General features: G+C 49.4%; 21 protein-coding genes. 4 read left to right on the top strand and 17 right to left on the bottom strand.

From position 1 onward, the window contains the following. Positions 1 to 84: 84 nt before the first annotated feature. The 17 genes from LX98_RS16900 to LX98_RS16820 all read right to left on the bottom strand — a co-directional run bounded on the left by LX98_RS16900 (position 85) and on the right by LX98_RS16820 (position 12777). Positions 85 to 1119, bottom strand: coding sequence for a CNNM domain-containing protein (locus tag LX98_RS16900; RefSeq protein ID WP_496429979.1), 1035 nt, complete (start codon positions 1117 to 1119; stop codon positions 85 to 87). A gap of 189 nt (positions 1120 to 1308) precedes the next feature. Then, positions 1309 to 2613: a magnesium transporter gene (mgtE, locus tag LX98_RS16895; RefSeq protein WP_496429978.1), complete on the bottom strand. Its 1305-nt coding sequence runs from the start codon at positions 2611 to 2613 to the stop codon at positions 1309 to 1311. Beyond that, positions 2610 to 3473, bottom strand: coding sequence for a CBS domain-containing protein (locus LX98_RS16890; protein ID WP_496429977.1), 864 nt, complete (start codon positions 3471 to 3473; stop codon positions 2610 to 2612). The genes mgtE and LX98_RS16890 overlap by 4 nt, the downstream gene beginning before the upstream one ends. A 4-nt stretch (positions 3474 to 3477) precedes the next feature. Beyond that, positions 3478 to 4311 carry a mechanosensitive ion channel family protein gene (locus LX98_RS16885; protein WP_496429976.1) on the bottom strand — a complete coding sequence of 278 codons (834 nt, stop codon included), beginning with the start codon at positions 4309 to 4311 and terminating at the stop codon, positions 3478 to 3480. Positions 4312 to 4534: 223 nt separating this feature from the next. Beyond that, positions 4535 to 5014, bottom strand: coding sequence for a hypothetical protein (locus tag LX98_RS16880; RefSeq protein WP_496429975.1), 480 nt, complete (start codon positions 5012 to 5014; stop codon positions 4535 to 4537). A 427-nt stretch (positions 5015 to 5441) separates the two neighbouring features. After that, on the bottom strand, positions 5442 to 5582 hold the full coding sequence (locus LX98_RS16875) for a hypothetical protein (protein WP_496429974.1): 141 nt from the start codon (positions 5580 to 5582) through the stop codon (positions 5442 to 5444). Positions 5583 to 6129: 547 nt separating this feature from the next. Then, positions 6130 to 6336 carry a hypothetical protein gene (locus LX98_RS16870; RefSeq protein ID WP_496429973.1) on the bottom strand — a complete coding sequence of 69 codons (207 nt, stop codon included), beginning with the start codon at positions 6334 to 6336 and terminating at the stop codon, positions 6130 to 6132. Between the two features lie 24 nt (positions 6337 to 6360). Further along, positions 6361 to 6945, bottom strand: a complete 585-nt coding sequence (gene amaP / locus LX98_RS16865; RefSeq protein ID WP_496429972.1) for an alkaline shock response membrane anchor protein AmaP — start codon at positions 6943 to 6945, stop codon at positions 6361 to 6363. 4 nt (positions 6946 to 6949) lie between these two features. Further along, entirely contained in the window at positions 6950 to 7285 is a 336-nt protein-coding gene (locus LX98_RS16860) for a hypothetical protein (protein ID WP_496429971.1), read from the bottom strand. Between the two features lie 17 nt (positions 7286 to 7302). Beyond that, on the bottom strand, positions 7303 to 7734 hold the full coding sequence (locus LX98_RS16855) for an Asp23/Gls24 family envelope stress response protein (RefSeq protein WP_496429970.1): 432 nt from the start codon (positions 7732 to 7734) through the stop codon (positions 7303 to 7305). A gap of 105 nt (positions 7735 to 7839) precedes the next feature. Next, positions 7840 to 8280, bottom strand: a complete 441-nt coding sequence (locus tag LX98_RS16850) for an Asp23/Gls24 family envelope stress response protein (protein ID WP_496429969.1) — start codon at positions 8278 to 8280, stop codon at positions 7840 to 7842. 554 nt (positions 8281 to 8834) lie between these two features. Beyond that, positions 8835 to 9044: a lipopolysaccharide assembly protein LapA domain-containing protein gene (locus LX98_RS16845; protein WP_496429968.1), complete on the bottom strand. Its 210-nt coding sequence runs from the start codon at positions 9042 to 9044 to the stop codon at positions 8835 to 8837. Positions 9045 to 9140: 96 nt separating this feature from the next. Next, positions 9141 to 9995 (bottom strand): mechanosensitive ion channel family protein, encoded by an 855-nt coding sequence (locus tag LX98_RS16840; RefSeq protein ID WP_496429967.1) that lies wholly within the window; start codon positions 9993 to 9995, stop codon positions 9141 to 9143. A gap of 15 nt (positions 9996 to 10010) precedes the next feature. Further along, entirely contained in the window at positions 10011 to 10193 is a 183-nt protein-coding gene (locus tag LX98_RS16835; protein ID WP_496429966.1) for a hypothetical protein, read from the bottom strand. Further along, a complete protein-coding gene (locus tag LX98_RS16830) occupies positions 10190 to 10714 on the bottom strand; it encodes a sigma-70 family RNA polymerase sigma factor (RefSeq protein ID WP_496429965.1) in 525 nt (174 codons plus the stop codon). The genes LX98_RS16835 and LX98_RS16830 overlap by 4 nt, the downstream gene beginning before the upstream one ends. Before the next feature lie 301 nt (positions 10715 to 11015). Next, a complete protein-coding gene (locus tag LX98_RS16825) occupies positions 11016 to 11897 on the bottom strand; it encodes a mechanosensitive ion channel domain-containing protein (RefSeq protein WP_496429964.1) in 882 nt (293 codons plus the stop codon). Positions 11898 to 12459: 562 nt separating this feature from the next. Next, complete coding sequence (locus LX98_RS16820) at positions 12460 to 12777, bottom strand: hypothetical protein (RefSeq protein WP_496429963.1); 318 nt, start codon at positions 12775 to 12777, stop codon at positions 12460 to 12462. A 169-nt stretch (positions 12778 to 12946) separates the two neighbouring features. Here LX98_RS16820 and LX98_RS16815 point away from each other — a divergent pair, with 169 nt between their 5' ends. From LX98_RS16815 to LX98_RS16800, 4 genes are read left to right on the top strand one after another with little or no spacing between them, the layout of a single operon-like run. Beyond that, entirely contained in the window at positions 12947 to 13519 is a 573-nt protein-coding gene (locus LX98_RS16815; RefSeq protein ID WP_496429962.1) for a CDP-alcohol phosphatidyltransferase family protein, read from the top strand. A gap of 14 nt (positions 13520 to 13533) precedes the next feature. Continuing rightward, entirely contained in the window at positions 13534 to 15357 is a 1824-nt protein-coding gene (locus tag LX98_RS16810; protein ID WP_496429961.1) for an ATPase, T2SS/T4P/T4SS family, read from the top strand. Positions 15358 to 15381: 24 nt separating this feature from the next. Beyond that, entirely contained in the window at positions 15382 to 16494 is a 1113-nt protein-coding gene (locus tag LX98_RS16805) for a PilT/PilU family type 4a pilus ATPase (protein ID WP_496429960.1), read from the top strand. Between the two features lie 55 nt (positions 16495 to 16549). Then, on the top strand, positions 16550 to 17782 hold the full coding sequence (locus LX98_RS16800) for a type II secretion system F family protein (RefSeq protein ID WP_496429959.1): 1233 nt from the start codon (positions 16550 to 16552) through the stop codon (positions 17780 to 17782). The last annotated feature ends 8 nt before the right edge of the window (positions 17783 to 17790 follow it).

Here is a 17790-nt window from a genome sequence, read left to right as displayed (position 1 = left end):
ATCATAGCGTGGAACGAATGAACTTAATTGTGCCTCATGGTTCATTTTCTCCGAAAGTTCCTTAGTCTTTCATGTCCTATCCCTTTACCTGAAATTGATCAGTGGCTTCCGTTTGGCAATCCCGCGTAGGAGTCGCCCTAAGATGTCGGCGCCGGTAATAATCCGTTTGTGTGTTGGTGTCCAGATCAGAATCAGGTCGTGGTCAATGACGTCATCCTCAAGGTGTTCCGGATTGACCTTGAATTGCGTCAAAAGTTCCCCGAGGGGAATATGGGTGTGCCTAAGAATAATGGGCCGGTGACAATGTCGAAGAGGTTTGTCTCGATGTTCCACCAGGAGTTCCCTTAGGAACCCGTCCGCATCTAATACGACATGAGGAACTTGCTCTTCATCCGTGATCACCACCCATTTTTCCTTTGACCCATGGATTTGCTGAACGAAGTGGTCGGCGGCGGAAGGCGTGATTGGGGGAAAATGCACCTTGTCCCCCTTAAAGGGGAGCGAAATGATGCTTTGAGGATGAAGCGGCGATCCTTCCTCAAGGGCCGAGATATCATCAAGATTGAGAAAATTGGATGCTCCATGTCCCTCGACTCCGCTGATATCTGTTTCCGGAGCTTGTGCATGAATTTTTATTAAAGTATCGAGCTCATGTTCCTTGAGCCAGGTAATCCCTTCTTTCCCGACCAGGCGATCGAGGAGAAGAGCCGAGGGTTTGGCCACGGGATAGAAGATGATTTGCAAAAAATGAACCACCGGGGTGAATTTTGCCCCCAATCTCAATGCGTTTCTTGAAAAATACGCTTGTGGAAGAATTTCTCCAAAAAGGGTGATCCCAAACAACGAGAAAAAAAACGCCAATAGGCCGACCATTTGATCTTCGGCGAGAAGCGTCAGGAGAACATTGACGGCCACGTTACTCCAGAGAAGTGTGGCAAGAAGGAAGTTGGCATCCTGCCGGATTTGCAAGATCGTGTTGGCCGCCATGTCACTTTGCTTGGCTAAGAGTTCCAGGTGAATGCGGCTTAGGCTGAAGAACCCAAGGGTCAAGCCCGAGCACATGGCCGAACCGGTCAAACAGACAAAGATACCAATCCAACTGAGTAGTGAAATCGTCATACCTGAATGTCTCAATGCACCCCTAAGTGTGAGGGAGATGCATTATTTCCTTTATTCGGAAACAGAGATGTCGTCCGGGTGAGAGTGACATATTGGGGCTTGGACAATTGACGCGCCCGCCAAGTTTGGCCAGGGTCACAATCAGCAGGAGCCTAATCCCTCTATTACTTCATAGTTTCAGGCGGGTGCCTATTCTAAGAGAGCTGAAAACACCGTCGCGAGCCCTAAAAAACTAAAAAATCCTGCCACATCGGTTACGGTGGTTAAGATGATTGATGATGATTGAGCCGGATCCTGTTTCAGAGATCGAAGGATGATGGGTATGATTGCTCCGGAAAACCCCGCCATCACCATGGAGATAACCATGGAGACGCCGATGACCATGGTTAATCCCCATGATCCACTCCAGAAAAATACGGCGGTACAGGTCGTCGCGGCCACTGCCACTCCATTGGCCAAGGCGACATAGGATTCTTTCAAGGTCACGCGGAGCCATTGGGAAGGACGGATATCCCGCAACGCTAAACCACGCATGACTACCGCGAGGGCTTGGGCGCCTGTATTCCCCGATTGCCCGGCTACGACAGGAAGCAAAACGGCCAAAGCCGTAAATCTGGCAATGGTGTCCTCAAATAATCCCACCACAAACGCTGCCAAAAAGGCCGTGAGCAGATTGATTTGCAGCCAGGGGAGACGTTTTCGAATGGCGAATCCGGGCGGCGACAGGGCTCGTTCGTCCTTACTGGCACCCACCATGGTTTGCATGCTAATGGTGGCCTCTTCTTTTTCAACCTGAATGATGTCTTGACTGCTAATGATCCCGAGGAGGCGGCCGTCCAAATCGGTGACCGGGATAGTCAGGACCTTCCATTCGTTGCAAATTTCTACGACTTGTTCCTGATTTTCCAGGGGATGAATGGTCGGTAATTCTCGTTTCATCAAGACCGCAAGGCTCTTTTTTGGAGGGGATAAAAACAGATCTCTGAGGGATAGGAGGCCCACAAGGATCTGGCGCCGATCAATAATGTAGATTTCATTGAGATGCTGGGTGTCATGGGTTCGAACCTGTCGGATGGCTTCCTCGACGGTCAGGTCTTCCGGGAGCGCAAAGAATTTTACATCCATGAGCATGCCGACCGAATCCTCCGAATACTCCATGAATGGTCCAATGTCGGCTGAGACGTGCAGGGGTAGGGCATCCAAAATGGCTACACGAGTCTCATCGGGCATTCGCTGGAGGAGAGAGGCGGCCACCGCGGGTTGGAGGTGAGGGAGCGCACTCAGGAGTAAGGGTTGCGGAATGATTCCGAGCAGGTCGGCGGCCAATGAGGGTGACATGACCGAGAGGACCTTTGCGATCATGGTGGGGGGTAGGTCGGCAAGTATGGGGATCACCTCCTGGGGATCATAGGATTCAAACACATGGGCGGCTTCATGAGGAAATTTGGCAATAAAGATCTGATGCATCTGTTCAGTCGTTGCAGGTGTCGTCATGGTGTTTCCTGTTCTTTCCGGGGAGAGGTGGGCGGTGTCGATGTGCTCAGGGATTCTCCCAGGGCGGTCATCAGGCCAATTCCTGAAAGGGAATACGCTTCCCACAGTTGCAGGAGGGCATCGGAGAGAAATGCCGGTTGATACTCGCCGGAACGTGACTGGAGAAATTGCCTCAGTGTTCGATGTCGAAGCGCGCCAACAAACGTACGGTCTTGATCAATGACCGGAAGACTGTCGTATTGAGCCCATGCGGGGTGGGCAACAATGTCGAGGGCATTGGCCGAGGATGGGATCGCTTTCACGTCCTGCTGCATGATGGAGGACACGGTGAACGTCGGTTCGGCTCCAAGCAGCTCTTTCAGGAGGATGACTCCGCGCAGGATCGTCTGATGATCAATGATGTATAAATAATAGATGGCTTGCCCGACGGTTTGGGTCACCCGCTGTAAGGCCTTCGCGACGGTGATGTCCGGGGGAAGCGTCAGGACATGCGGATCGGCGAGGCTGCCGGCGGTATGGTCCGGCAAATTGATTGATCGCCGAAGATGTGCGCCGATGGCCGGGTCAACCTGACCCAAAAGAGAGGTTTGTGTGGGGGAATCATATTGTCGGAGGACTGCCCGTGCCGAACGGGAGGATAACCGGCTGAGTATGACTGCGCTGGTGGCCGGTGGATACTGTTTAAGAATTTCGGCTGTTGGGCCGGGAAGACAATACTCCAGAAAGGCGGCGATATGTTGAGGTTCCATGGTCTGCAACATTTCTCCCGCCGACTGAGCCGGAAGTTCCTCCACGTAGCGTGCGGCCTCTAATGGATGTTCCTGGATAAAGGTTTCCCGAAGCTGTTGGGTCAAATTCATCGGCTTATCCCTCCGTTGGAGAAAGAATGCTGGTGACTTCAGTAAATTGCGCGGCAGGAATCACGACCCGTCCTTTCGCCGTATCCAGGACGACGACCATGGGAGTTATGGCTGTGACGGTGCCATTGTAGGCGCCAACCTGAATTTTTTCCCCAATTCGGACAATGGGCTGAATGTAGTGGGCGGCAATCAGATTCTTCACGGCTGAACGGGAACCGATTCCGAAGGATAAGGCGGCTCCGGCAATAAGGCCGGCAATGAGAATGACAATGATTTGATTAAGCAGCGAGGTGTCAATTCCCAATTCATTGATAGCCGTCACCAGCACAAGCAAAGTAGCGGCTATATAGACCGTTTGGGCAATGATGGTGCCTTGCCGGATTCCGGAAGAATCACACGCAACAGAGATCAGGTCGCGCACAAAGTTCGTGGCCAGGAGGCCCAGAACGAGAATAAGGGTAGCCATGCCGATTTTGGGCAGATAGTGGACCAGTCCGGTTAAAGTTTCGGACAAAAGGGCGAGACTTAAGGCTTCGGTGGCGGAAATCAGAAAGAGGAGAAATACCAGCCAAAATCCTAAAAGGCCGACAATTTGTGAAATTGTTTTTTGGCTGCCGATTTTTTTGAGCAGTGTGAGAACACCGGTGCCGCCCAGTAAACGATCGACGCCGATCATATGCAACACGCGGCTTGTTCCCGCTTCAACAATTTTTCCCAAGAGAATTCCCAGGCCTAACAACATCAAAGCCCCTAGGCTTTTTGGGAGATAGGCCATTAACAGCTTGAAGCTGTACTCAATCGATTCCTCAAGGGTTGCGGTCCAAAGGGTGATATCCATGGGATTGACCTCCTTAGAAATAAATAAGCAGAAATACGGTAAACTTTCCGATAACGAGCTGGACGATCAGAGAGAGGATTCCTCATGGGGCCGGGTGGACCGATAAGTTTTGCGGGGCGTTCGATCATCCTGAGAGAGAATGTCCTTACCAGAGTGGTATTTGGCGTTGTTGAGCCCACCATGTTATCCCGTGGGGTTTTCTCGTCCCCTGGGCCCTCAGGCATTAATTGAGAGGCAGATGAGATGGTTCTGTGTCCTCAGATGGCTCTCCCGATGCGGGGGCCTGGTTCAACGGAGAGTCCGGCAAAGGTTCGGATTCGATCGAAGATTGTGAGGGTTGGGCCGGTTTTTCGGGGACCTGCCGTGTGAGTTTGTTGACTTTAATGACCGGTGGGTCAGTCACAAAGGGTTCATATTGCTTGACGTCCAATGTAACAGAGTCCTGTTCTTCCACAAGCAGGTCAATCTCTGGAACCTGTTTTCGAAAGGTCGCCAGGATGGTGCCATTTGGCGTGGTGACAGTCATTAACAAGCGGTCCTGCTGGCGTTCCTTATGTGTGACGGTCCCCGTCAGGGGATGAACGGTTTCCTGAAGGAATTGGGGTATATAGGGTTGGGCATATCGGGCGGCGAGATATGGTGCCCCTAAACCCAATCCTACTCCTAAGACAAACACCGTCATGTAGACCATCAAGGATTTCATGTAGGTTTTCTCCGGTGTTTCAGTGGAATTGTCCAGCTTTTCCTGTTCAAAGGAAGACAATATTCATGCGGCAGCGAATGAAAGATTGGAAGCATACGAGCCCGTCCCCCGTCAGATCTCCTGCGGCGTTCGAGCCCTGCTCACTTTTTTCTCTCAAGTCTTTCATATGTTTCTGGAGATTCTAAATGCCGCCCGTTTGGTGAAAAGCCAAGATTCTGGTTAATCATACACAATGACCATCACAAAGATAACAACTAACATGCCGGTTTTCTTTAGAAGCCTTTGCGGGTTTCCCTCAGACCTTAGAAAAAACCAGAGCTTACTTTCTTAGGAACCCTTCTTCACATTTTTAGATAACGCTGCCGCTAGCACCGGTTCTTTCCCTCCGCAACGTCATGCTTCCATGTCATGGATTCCATCGCCTGAGTCAATCCGTTTTGTCGGTAAGGGAAGTATGTCTAGCGTGATGCCGCTCTTTGGTTGATCTTCCCCAATAATACCAATTGAGAATTGCCAGGCAAATAGCTAACACCATTACTCCGGCAAATACGATGAGCATTATGGTCATGTGTGTTGTGCCTCCTGGGCATCATGAGAAGATTGTCATATTTCGAGTCTGATGCAGGTGAGTCTTATCTTCTCCATTCTTAACGCTCTGGCCAAGGACCCTGTAAATCCCCGTGCGGAGCGCCGGTGTTGGGCCGCATGTGAAATGTTGGCTCAACACTGGCTTCACTCCTTCTTAAAGAAGGACTCCGGAGGGACAGGATAGAAATGCCCTCTTCAAAAGAAGGGCAGTAGGGAGGAGACTCTCTGTCGACTGGCTCTGGTTTCAGATGTTTGGAGAATCACACCAACCTCCTAATTTCCAGATCTGTAAGTTTGATCCTCAGTTAACGGTGATGTTATTTTTGACTAGCACCACGCCCTTCACGTCTCAAACCAGTCCTTCGGCTTTGGTGGCTTCGGTGATGGTATCCACTAATTCATTTAATGGACCCGTCCTTTAAAGGTCTCCACATGAATATCCATGCCACTGACCGCAGAATCACCCAAAAGCGCCGTTTTGACTCATTGATCTATTTTCGTAATAGCTCGTCATAAGATTGCTCTGCTTAACGGTCACGGCCAGCAGGGGCAAACACTCCCGCCAGGATGGCGATGCCGACCAGCATAAGGATCAAACCGACAATCCATCCAAGAAGGGCAGGGTTGACGATGACCAACCACCCAAGAATGATCAGTAACGCTGCCAGGACGATGGACGCCACATGCCCCAGGCCTTGGGTCATGGCTGACAATGCGGACAAGAGGTTATTCACCTGATTCACTCCTTCTTGCAATCCTTAGCGAACCCGGGATTGCACTTTTCTCATATTCTTCTTTAACGGTTCCATTTGGGTTTGAATGTGTATCCCAATCACATTTTTTCCTAAATAGCGTTCGACGACTTCCTTTGCACGTCCTTGTACTTGAGGCCCCAGCACATCGGCGCTTGCCTGCGGGGTCACAGTCAGGCGGCAATGGAGATGAATGCCATCTGATCCTTCCTTGACTTTGGTCGAACTTTCCAAGATTCCTTCGATCTTTCCCGCTTCCCGATTGACCAGGTCTTGAATGCTCGCCCGGGAGGCGGTGATGTGTCCCAGATTGTCCTTTTTCACTGTCACTGCCGATTTTTTGCTGGAATGTGGGATGAACTCTACGAACAACAGGCAGAGGCCCAAACACAGCAGCCCAAGGCATACGCCCACTACACTCCACCAATCTGTTCCCTCTAATTGCGTCAATGGGATGAAGACCTGATGCCATGGGGATGGCATCATCTGTTCAGGGTCCCACATGCCCAACATTATCATCAGAATGGCGCTGCATCCCGACCCTAAAAGAAGGATGCCAAGGATCACCAAGAATCGGTTGAAAATATTCATAGACTTATTCTGTGAGGTGGACATCGCCAATTCGAATATTGATCCATCCCACCGCTTCTGGAGTGAGTGCTTGGATCTCGTCACGCACCATGCCGCGCACGCGAGTCGAGAGTGCCGGCATTGAACTATCCTTATCAATAGTCACCGAGAGTTCGATGGAAAGATTCAGCGTTCCTTCTTCTCGATGAACCGCAATGCCCCATACCCGCCATCCTGGCCCTACAGTGGAAAGGGTGGCTTTGGGACCGGTAAGGAGAGCGACTCCTGGAATGCGAGATACACTCATGGTCACCGCATCCATAATCAGTCGTTCATCAAGTGGTGCAATCGATTGGGTCATGTGAACTCCCGTTTCGTTTATTCGACCCTGCGTGCCACGGCCTCGGCCGGCTTATCTTCGGGGTAGAAGAGCCCACTGACTTGGATGTTAACTTCTTTCACCATGAGACCAAGAAGTCGTTCAATGCGTTCGATAATGGCTTGACGGAGATTGGTAGCCAGATCAGGCACCACTACCCCGTAATCCGCAATGATGCGCAAGTCAATAGCCACTTCGCGTTCCCCGACTTCAACCATGATCCCTTGTCCCGATGGGCCTTTTCCCGTTAACCGCTGGGTCAAGCCTGCGATCTGTTCACCCATCCCTTGTTTTGCGATCCCATGGATGCCCTGGACTTCCTTGGCCGCTATTTCTACCAGTTGGGCCACGACCTCATCGGAAATAGTGGTTTTCCCTAATTGAGGCACTCGTTGGCCTGGATTGTTTGTAGTCGTGATGCCTTCAGTCATTAGGCAGTTCTCCTCATCAAGATAAATAGCAGGAATCTATCCGGTCACTGTGGAATGAAAGGGTAAGCGATGGATGGGGCATGGCCTTTACGCCCCATGTCGATGTTATGCGACGCGTGGCTCCGGTCGTTCGGCAGGCTTGTCTTTGGCTTCTTCGGCGAAATACAGACCGGTGACGTCAATATTCACTTCTTTAACCGTGAGGCCTGTCATAGTGTTCACGCGCGTGGCTAGATTTCGTCTAATGGCCGTGGTGAGTTGGGGAATGCTCACGCCATACTCCACGACGATCTTGATATCGACCGCCACTTCTCGCTCTCCCACTTCAACATTTACGCCTTGGGTACTCTGTCCTAATTTTGATGCTCGTTGGGCCATACCCGTTAGCGCATCACCCAAGCCCAATGATCCCATTTCATGGACTCCAGCTATTTCCCTGGTAGCGAGCGCGACAATTTTGGCCACCACTTCATTTGAGATAGTGGTTTTCCCATCTTTAGTTGCTAATTCTGAATTTCCTCGTTGAGCGTCTTTGGAATCTGCCATGGTGTACCTCCACCTTTTATAAGTTATAAATTGATGATGAGAAAGCCTGGGATTTTGAGGAAAAGTTAATCCGATCTTTTTCTTTTTATTGGATCTTATTGGCAATTCTCTTTCATTGGTCCTCGTTCTTTCATGTATTTAGACAACTCAAAGTGGGAAATGGTCACATAATTATTTGTTCAATAAAAACAATGGCTTAAAGGCATTTTTGACAAATCCTCGAAGAGGATGCCTTGTGCGAGTTGAGGAGGTACAAATGATGCCAACGAGCGCATATCACACATTCCCGTGAAACCGCTTGTCGGGGATTGAGAGAGGAAATTTGCTGGGCCCTGTTCTCCGTCGGGACATCTCACAGAAGAAGGAGGGCGAGGAGGATACGCTCAAATCAAATTTTTTGGGGATTTCCAAAGATAAATGGTAGTTTTACATGACGGGCATATAACTGCCGAAATCGATCACTCGATGAGTGAATATCGGTGGGAAGAAGGGAGGCCCTTGTCCATGAAGTCTCAGTCTACCGAATATCATAAGAACATTATTTCGAAAGCCCCCTATTGATTCTCTTGAGACGGCTGGTTGTGGGTAGACGTGATTCGTCCTAAAAAAAACCCAATGACAACGCAAATCGCGATTAAGACAATCCGACGTGCTTCGAATGTCCAGAAAAGTAATGTTAATTCCACAGAGGCCATATTTTGAAAGGCGATCAGCACGACAAGCGCTCCTAATACAATAGCTACAATCGATTTCAATTTTTTCATGACACAATCGTATTCCAGAGCTGAAAATTCCCATGTGAATATTGATGGGTTGGTTGTGAAAGGTCAGTTTCCTTTCAAGAATAACGAGTTATTTGTTCATCTCATGTCGAATTTCCGACTATTGGATCCTTCCTCAATGATTCGTTCGTTCGGAATGTACAGCTGTTCTTCATTTTCCGTTTTTATGAGAACGGACACAGGAGTAAGCTTAATGATGGTTCCTCTTTGTCCGGCCAGCGACACTTTATCTCCGACGTGAAAGAGTTGGGCGATGTAATATCGGGCAAGAACATTTGAAATTATGGACCGACTCCCCAGGCCAATTGAAAGTGCCATGGCCAATACAATGCCGGTAATGATGATGGTGATGTTGGCGCTGAATATGGTCATGTCCAATCCTAATTCGGTCATGGCCATGACGATGCCAAATCCGACAATCAGAATTTCCAACACTGAACTCAAGGCTCCCGCATAAGCAATGTTCAGGCTTGAGGATGCCGAGATGATGCCCTCTTTGATGACTTTGGCAAGATATAACGCAATGATTAGAATCAAAAAGGCCCCAAGGATGTGGGGAAGGTAGGCAATTAAGGTATTCAGTGTGTTGAGGACGACAGTAAATCCCAGGATCTCAGAGGCCGAAATAAGTACGATGAGAAGGACCATGTAATAGATTAAGCCTCCAATAATTTGATCGAGGCTGCTGCTAATCCCTATCCTCGTTAATAAGTCATGGAGTTTGATTTTCTGGCTAAGTTCCACAAGCCCACAGACGCGCAACACTTTTGTAGTGAGCCCTCTTAATATTTTTGCTCCTAGCCAACCAATCACCAGAATGATGATCGCTCCAAGCACCTGGGGTAAATATCCAACTATTTTTTCCAGGAATTGTTGAAAATAAACGAGGACAACCCTACCCCATTCCATGAGTTCATATCGCGTCCCTATCATAATACGGGTCTCCTCTCATTCACTCATTGAATCGTCAAGTAACGTTCCAGGGATCGATGCGTGAAATGCGCCGATTTCCTTTGCCACGCTGAGGAAAAATACGGCCTTCATGACTTGTTCCTTGGTCCTCTGATCAGGTTCCGGTATATGTAAGGCATCCAGCACCTGTTCAAAGACCAGATCTTCCTCGTCATTCATGTGTTGACCTCCTCTCGGAGTTTTGTGATCAATCGTGACACCCGCATTTTGGCTGCGCTGACACTGATTTCGCAAACGGCAGAAATTTCTTCATAGGTATACTCACCCATAAATTTCATGGCCAGGATGGTCCGGTCTTCCAGTGGAAGTTTTTGAAGGAGGTGATGCACGTCAATTGTCGAGGTTGGGTCCTCGTGAATGAGTTCTTCAAATGGATGTTGCATCCCTGATTGTTCAGAATGGGCCTTTGATTTGATGTAGTTGAGGCAGTGGTTAGTAGTCAGGCGATACAACCACGAGGAAAATGCGGCCTGCTTCTTGAAATCATGGAGATGTAGAAAGACCTTTATCCAGATTTCCTGCATTAAATCCCGTGCTTCCTCCTGATTGACACAAATGAAAAAACAACGTTTTAAAACTTTATTGGCATAACGATCGTATAAACCTTCGAAGGCTTGAATATCGCCTTGTGTGAGGGCATCGACCAGATCGTTATCGGTAGATTGTTGGTGGGGTGCCATAGAAGGAATGGGCTTTTTATTTTGAGCGTAACGGTACAATGTGATTGTGCGACTTGGTTTTCCTCTGAGAAAAGACATTTAAAAAGGCCAAAGTGTACATATCCCGTCAAAGGTTCTCAAACGACATTATGATGGAGGACACATGGGGCCACGGCCAATGAGAAAGCCCTGGCGCTGGGCGTAGGGTCCATAAAGCTACCTCATCCCTGATTTGAAGCTATATTATTATCGCGGAGACTGAAAAGACGTTTTTCCTCAATGCAGGCGATTAAGGCACTCGTTCGGAAAAGTCATGAAGTCCTCAGGATCCAGTTGGTGAAATTGGGAGAGGTAAAGGAGATCGAACATGAAGATCTCTTTGAGGGAAGGGAATTTCCACGCCATTCTTCCGAAATTTCTTGACGATGGCGCAATTAATATCGGATTGAATCTGCCTTCTGCCTTGTGGATCTTCCACCCAGGCTAATAAACGCATGTTCCAGGCAGAATCTCCGAAACTCATCAGCCAGGCCTTCGGTTCCGGGTGCGGTAAAACCCTAGGGTTCTCTTTAGCCGCTTCCAAAAGTGAATGTATCACCTTGTCTAAATCTGAATTGTAAGAGACTCCCACTTCAATCTCCAATCGGGTTTTGGGGTCACCGTGAGACCAGTTGACCACCGTGGAAGAGATAAATTCGGAATTGGGAACGACGATAGCCACGTTGTTTAAAGAACGAATGGTGGTGGATCGAATGTTGATTTCTGCCACATCTCCCTCGGTGTCTCCCACGGTGATGCGGTCCCCAATTTGAATATGTTGTTCGAACAGCAACATGAGTCCCGCGATGAAATTGGACGTCAGGTTTTGTAGGCCGAATCCGATTCCGACGGAGAGAAATCCAAAAATGACGACAAGACCGCTCAGGTCGACACCGATGACTTGAAAGGCAATCACGGTCCCAACGAGGAGCAGTAAATATTGAATAATGCGGGTTAAGGTGTATTGTGTCGCCTTGGGCATCTTCGAGCGTTTGAGTAATTGGTTGCTGAGAAAACGTCGTATCAGGGTGTTGATGATCATAAAACCACCCATGATGAAGGCAAAAAATGCCAGAGACGAGAGAGTAATCGGGGTCTGGTTGATGGTAAATAAAGGGTAGGTAAAAAAGTGATCCAAAGCGTTCAGGACCGTTGAAAGATCCATGGTGGTGCTCCTTTGAGATGTTTTTAATTTATTGCCTCGTTGAAATTGAAGAAGAGACTTTTTCGGAGGGTTGCCATTTTTTGCAGTGGCGGATTAGATGAATTAACCAAAAAAATGTCAGAAAAGATAGAGGAGAAAAAAGCGGAGGGAAGAGAATATGACAGATGAATCTTGCCATTTGGGATTAAAATGTCCCGTTTTCCCGCCCACTTTAGGTGAGAAGCTGTGCAACTCGTAAGGAAGCTGAGGCCCATCTTGCCCCGAAGCGTAAGGCCGGTGGCTCAGGTGTAGACGGGCAGAAAATGAGGGATGTTGAAGTGGATCTCAAAAATTAGCTGTATAAGATCCAGCCCGGATGTCGTCGGATTGTTTGGTGGCACCGTCCGTGCTTCGAGGTGAGATCCGTTCCACGAAGACTCCTATGGGGTTCGTCCAGGCCGTCCGGCTCCGGGTGCGGTGGATAAAACGCCCCAACGAACAACATGTGGCTATTGTCGGAGATCGAGAAAGGGTCCTTGGAATAGAAAGGTCATCATGTTAATGGTTGGTGGGAGCCCCAAGATTAGGCGTCGAGATAATCAACCCAGGTTTCTTTTTCCGCCAGGTATTGTTGGCCTTTGAAATTGAGGCGGGTGCGCATGGTGGTAAAACCTAATTCCCGAAGTTGATCGATGAGGTCCTTCAGGCTCTCCTGCACGGTTCGATAGACCTGGGATTGGAGATTCAGTGCTTCGTACATGACCGTTCCCGAGTATCCGCGTTCCACTCGTTTAATTGGGATCATTCGATTGAAATATCGGTCACTAGGGTCCATGCCCTCCAATTGATGTTTTTCCACGACGGCATTTCTGACTCGAAAGGATAAGGGAAGCGATGTCATGTGGTCTGGCTCCGGCTTAACGATGGGTAGCGGTATTTTTCTTATTGTGAAAATCGATTATAGGCTGCCTTGATGGGGGTCGCAAGCGTGGTTGACTTCCCTCAGAATCCCAACGTAACCTTCCCTACGCTCAGGAAAAATACGTTTGTGGAAAAGGGGTTGTGGCGAAATGGTCCGCAAGTTATCGGGTGCCGACATTCCAATCAACCTTCCCAACAGCCTCACAGTCCTCCGAATTCTCCTTGTTCCGGTCTTCGTTGGGTTTTTGCTCTACGAATACTATGATTATGCCCTCGTGACATTATTAGTCGCGGCGGTGACTGATGGCCTGGATGGGGCCATTGCCCGTATCACCGATCAGCGCACTCGCCTCGGCGAGTATCTCGATCCTCTGGCTGACAAATTACTCCTCATGTCGGCCATCGTGACCTTATCGGTTCTCCATTTTATTCCGATCTGGGCGGTGATTCTTGTGGTGAGTCGTGACGCCATTCTTCTCACGGGGACCATAGTGGCTAATTTAACGGAAATCGACATTGATATTACTCCCACCTGGTTGGGAAAAGGTACCACTTTTGCCCAAATTTGCTATGTCATCATAGTGATACTCTTTGCGACCGGGCGTGTTCCTTCCGAAAGCATCATTCCCTTTCTCTCGGTAATGGTTATCCTGACGACCGGTTCTGGAGTGCATTATCTATTCCGGGGAATTCAACGGCTCAATTCTTCAGGCAAGAAATAAGGGTAAACAGGAGGATGCAGTTGAATCGAGAGCGGGTGGGCCTACAGTTAGTGGAGGCGAAAGTGATCTCTTCAGGGGATTTGTCTCAGGCGCTTGATATTCAGCAGGGAGAAGGGGGGCGCCTCGGGAGCATTCTGGTTCGGATGGGAGTTCTGTCTGAATCCACCTTATTGGAGTTTCTCAGCCAGCATTATGGAGTTGCCACTGTAGAATTGTCTACGTGCTTGATTGACGGGAGTCTTCGGGGGTTGATTCCTTATGACGTTGTCAGCCGGCACCTCGTTTTGCCGGTGCGGAAAACCACTTCACGACTGAGTCTGGCTATGGCCGACCCCACGAATGCGTCTTTGTTAGATGATTTGCGGTTCCGGACAGGGTTGCACATCATCCCCATGGTAGCTACCGAATCGGATTTACGGACGGCGATCTCCCATCTGTATGGCCAGTGTCCAGATGGATCTTCCTCAACTACAGAATCTATACAAAAGGATGAGGAGGGTACTTTCAAAAACTGGGGAAATGGCGACCGGATTTCACCGAATTCGATGGGAAAGCCTGTAGGCCTTGTCTGTGCCTCTGGTAAGGGTTTGCACGATCAAGAAAGATCTATAATGCTACAGGACAAAGCAGAAATGTCTCGACTGAAGCGTCATGTGAAAATTGATAAAGATTCTTCAGCTGTGGAAGTTGTGAATGGGCTCGTTCAGCAGGCCATTGAAATGGAGGCGAGTGATATTCATATTGAGCCGATGGAGACCATGATCAGGGTTCGCTTTCGGTTGGATGGCGTCTTGTGCCCGATTCAAAATCTGCCTAAAGACCTTCATCAGGCATTACTCGCCAGGGTGAAAATTCTTTCCGATCTGGATATTGCAGAGCGTCGGTTACCTCAAGATGGACGGATGAAGATAGAGGGCTTTCCCCACGTCGATATTCGAGTGGCCATTCTGCCATGTTTGTTTGGCGAAAAAGCGGTTTTGCGTCTCTTGAATCAGTCCGGGCTTGCGTTACATTTAACTAATATCGGGCTTAACCAACCTGATTTGGACCGGTTGACGACGGCTCTGGAAAATCCCTATGGAATGATCCTGGTGACGGGGCCTACGGGGAGCGGGAAGACGACAACCCTATACAGCGCGTTACAATTTCTGAATACTCCTCAGATGAATATTGTTACTGTCGAAGATCCCGTGGAATACCAAATCCAGGGCATCAATCAGATGCAAATTCATGAAGAGATTGGATTGAATTTTGCCGCCGGGTTGCGTGCTTTTTTGCGGCAGGATCCTGACGTCATGATGGTGGGGGAAATTCGTGATCGGGAAACCGCGCAAATCGCGATTCAGGCTTCTCTAACTGGCCATCGAGTTCTTTCAACCCTGCATACCATGAATGCCCCAGGGGCGATAACACGGCTCATCGATATGAGCATTGAGCCGTTTTTGGTGTCTTCCGCCGTCTCGCTCATTGTGGGCCAACGCTTGGTACGGAAAATTTGTGATCATTGTCGGGAGCTGGAGCCGGTATCTCAATTTCAGCTGCGGGAGCTGGGTTTTGATGGTGATGCGCTCGGGGCGGTTCAGGCGATGAAAGGGCGTGGGTGTGTGTCCTGCCATCAGACCGGATTTAAAGGACGCATAGCCTTATTTGAGACCCTGCCTATCTTTGAAGGACTGCATGAAAGAATTTTAGCACGGGCATCGACGAATGACTTGATAACCTGTGCGATAAGCGAAGGATTTCGCACGCTGAGACAAGCGGGGATGGCGGCAATTCAAGATGGCTTGACGACTGTTGGTGAGGTGTTTGCCGAAACGAGATCTGATGCTTTTGTGTAGGGACGTCAGAAGACTGGATGCCAAATGGAATTGACTGCACTCCTAGGTGAATTGTGCCGGCAGGGCGGATCGGATTTGCACCTGGTTTCCGGCAGTGTGCCTCGCCTCCGTGTGGACGGGCATTTACGCCCGATGGAGTCTCCGATACTGACCAGCCAGGACATGTCTCAGTTAACCGCGTGTCTGTTGACGGAAGCACAGCATCATCAGGTAATGCAGACCGGAGCCTGGGATGGAGCCTACAGCGTGCCTGCTATCGGGCGGTTTCGGGTCCATATCTATACCCAGCAGGGATCATTGGCCATGGCCATTCGAACAGTGTCCGGGAAGATCCCGACGTTTGAAGAATTAGGGCTACCGCCCATTATTGCGGAATTGATGAGGAAGCCCCAAGGACTGATTTTGGTAACCGGGCCGACCGGTAGCGGGAAAAGTACGACATTGGCCTCGATGTTGGATCATATAAATGAAGCGCGGTCTGCCCATATTATTTCGTTAGAGGACCCCATTGAGATTCTGCATTCGCACAAAAAAAGTTTGGTATCTCAAATGGAAGTGGGATCCGATGTCCGCGAATTCCAGTCCGCACTGAAAGGTATCTTACGGCAGGATCCCGATGTGGTGTTTTTGGGCGAATTGCGAGATCTTGAGACCATTCACGCGGCTCTCACCATGGCTGAAACCGGACACCTTACGGTGGCCACTTTGCACACGAATTCTGCGATTCACACGCTGACACGATTGGTCTCGGTGTTTCCTTCTCACCAGCAACAAGAAATTCGTATCCAATTATCGATGGTGCTGGAAGGCATTCTGGCACAAAGACTTTTGCCACGTTCAGAGGGAAGGGGCCGGGTTCTGGCTTTGGAAATTCTGATTACCTCTCCGGCGATTCGGAATCTGATTCGCGAAGACAAGATCCATCAAATGTATTCCATGATGCAAACGGGACAAGCTCAATATGGCATGCAGACCATGAATCAAGCGTTGGCCGACCTGGCTGGCCAGGGAGTGATATCCTCTGAACTTGCTATGGGACTCACAACGCTTCCTGATGAGTTATCCAAGCTATTGGAGCGCACGGGTCGGGAGCGATCCGGGGCGATGTCCTTGGCCAGGTTGCGGCCTCGGATGTAGATGACATTAAGATCCTTCTTTGATCTCCCACAGAGAAAGCGAGCAAGAATTCGAAATGCCGAGATTTGAATATCGTGCGAAAAATTTGGATGGAAAGACGGTCCACGGAGAAGTCTTGGCTGCTACTTCCAGTGAGGCCTTGCAACTTCTTCGTAGGCAGGACGTTTTGGTAACGGGTCTGCAAGAAAAAGTCGGAAGGGTATTCAATCTCCGTGGCCAGCTGACCGGCTGGAGCCGCGGGTGGAGCTGGAGAGGCGTGAGCAGTAAAGAATTGGTGGTCTTTACCCATCAACTGGCAACCTTGATTCGTGCGGGTGTGCCTCTTTTGGAATGCCTGGACATTCTCTCCAGCGAAGCTGAAAACCTGACCTTGCAACAAGTGGTTAAACATATTCGAGAGGATGTAGAGGGCGGAACCTTGTTAGCTCATGCTTTAAAACGCAACCCGACCGTCTTTAGTGAATTTTACCGGAGTATGGTGGAAGTAGGAGAGACGACGGGTCGCTTGGATGAGAGTTTGACCCAACTGGCAGTGTACCTTGATAAACAGGCTCAGTTGCGGGCGAAAATTTTCTCTGGATTAGCATATCCGGCTTTGCTCGTGACTGTGGCGATGATTGTCCTGATCTTTTTATTGATTTGGGTGGTCCCTCTTTTTTCTGGCTTATTCCAAGATATGGGCGAATCGCTTCCCTGGTTGACGCAAGTGGTGATTGACCTGGCTGAGGGGGTTCGGGATCACTTTTTTCTGTTGATGTTATTTTGTGGCAGTTTGGGTATGGGTATCCGGTGGTTTCTCAAAAATCCGAAAAGTCGACAGGCCATTGATGGGTGGGTCTTAGGGGTCCCCCTTTTGGGATCCGTGATCCAAAAAGCAGCAACCGTGCGTTTTTCCAGAACATTAGGGTTTTTAGTTCGTCGTGGGGTTCCGTTGCTGTCGGCTTTGGGCGTGGCGGGAACGGTGACTGGTAATAAAATATTCGAGCGAAGCATTAAACTGGCGGCCCTAGCAGTTCAAAATGGACAACCTCTCTCCGAGACCTTGAGAACGGGCCATGTTTTTCCGCCGATGGTTCCTCAAATGATTAAAGTGGGAGAATCGACCGGTTCCATTGATGTTATGCTGGAAAAAATTGCGGAACTTTTTGAGCAAGAGGTCGATCGGACGGTAGCTACGTTAACGTCGGTGTTAGAGCCCTTTATTATCCTGGTCGTGGGTTGTGGGATTGCCCTTGTCGTTGTGGCGATGTATCTTCCCATTTTTTCTATCGGTTCAGTTATTGGGTGAGTCTGGAG

The sequence above is a fragment of the Nitrospira marina genome (genome assembly GCF_059568365.1).
The sequence above is the reverse complement of the archived record's forward strand: the minus strand, read 5'-3'. Positions and strand labels throughout refer to the sequence as shown.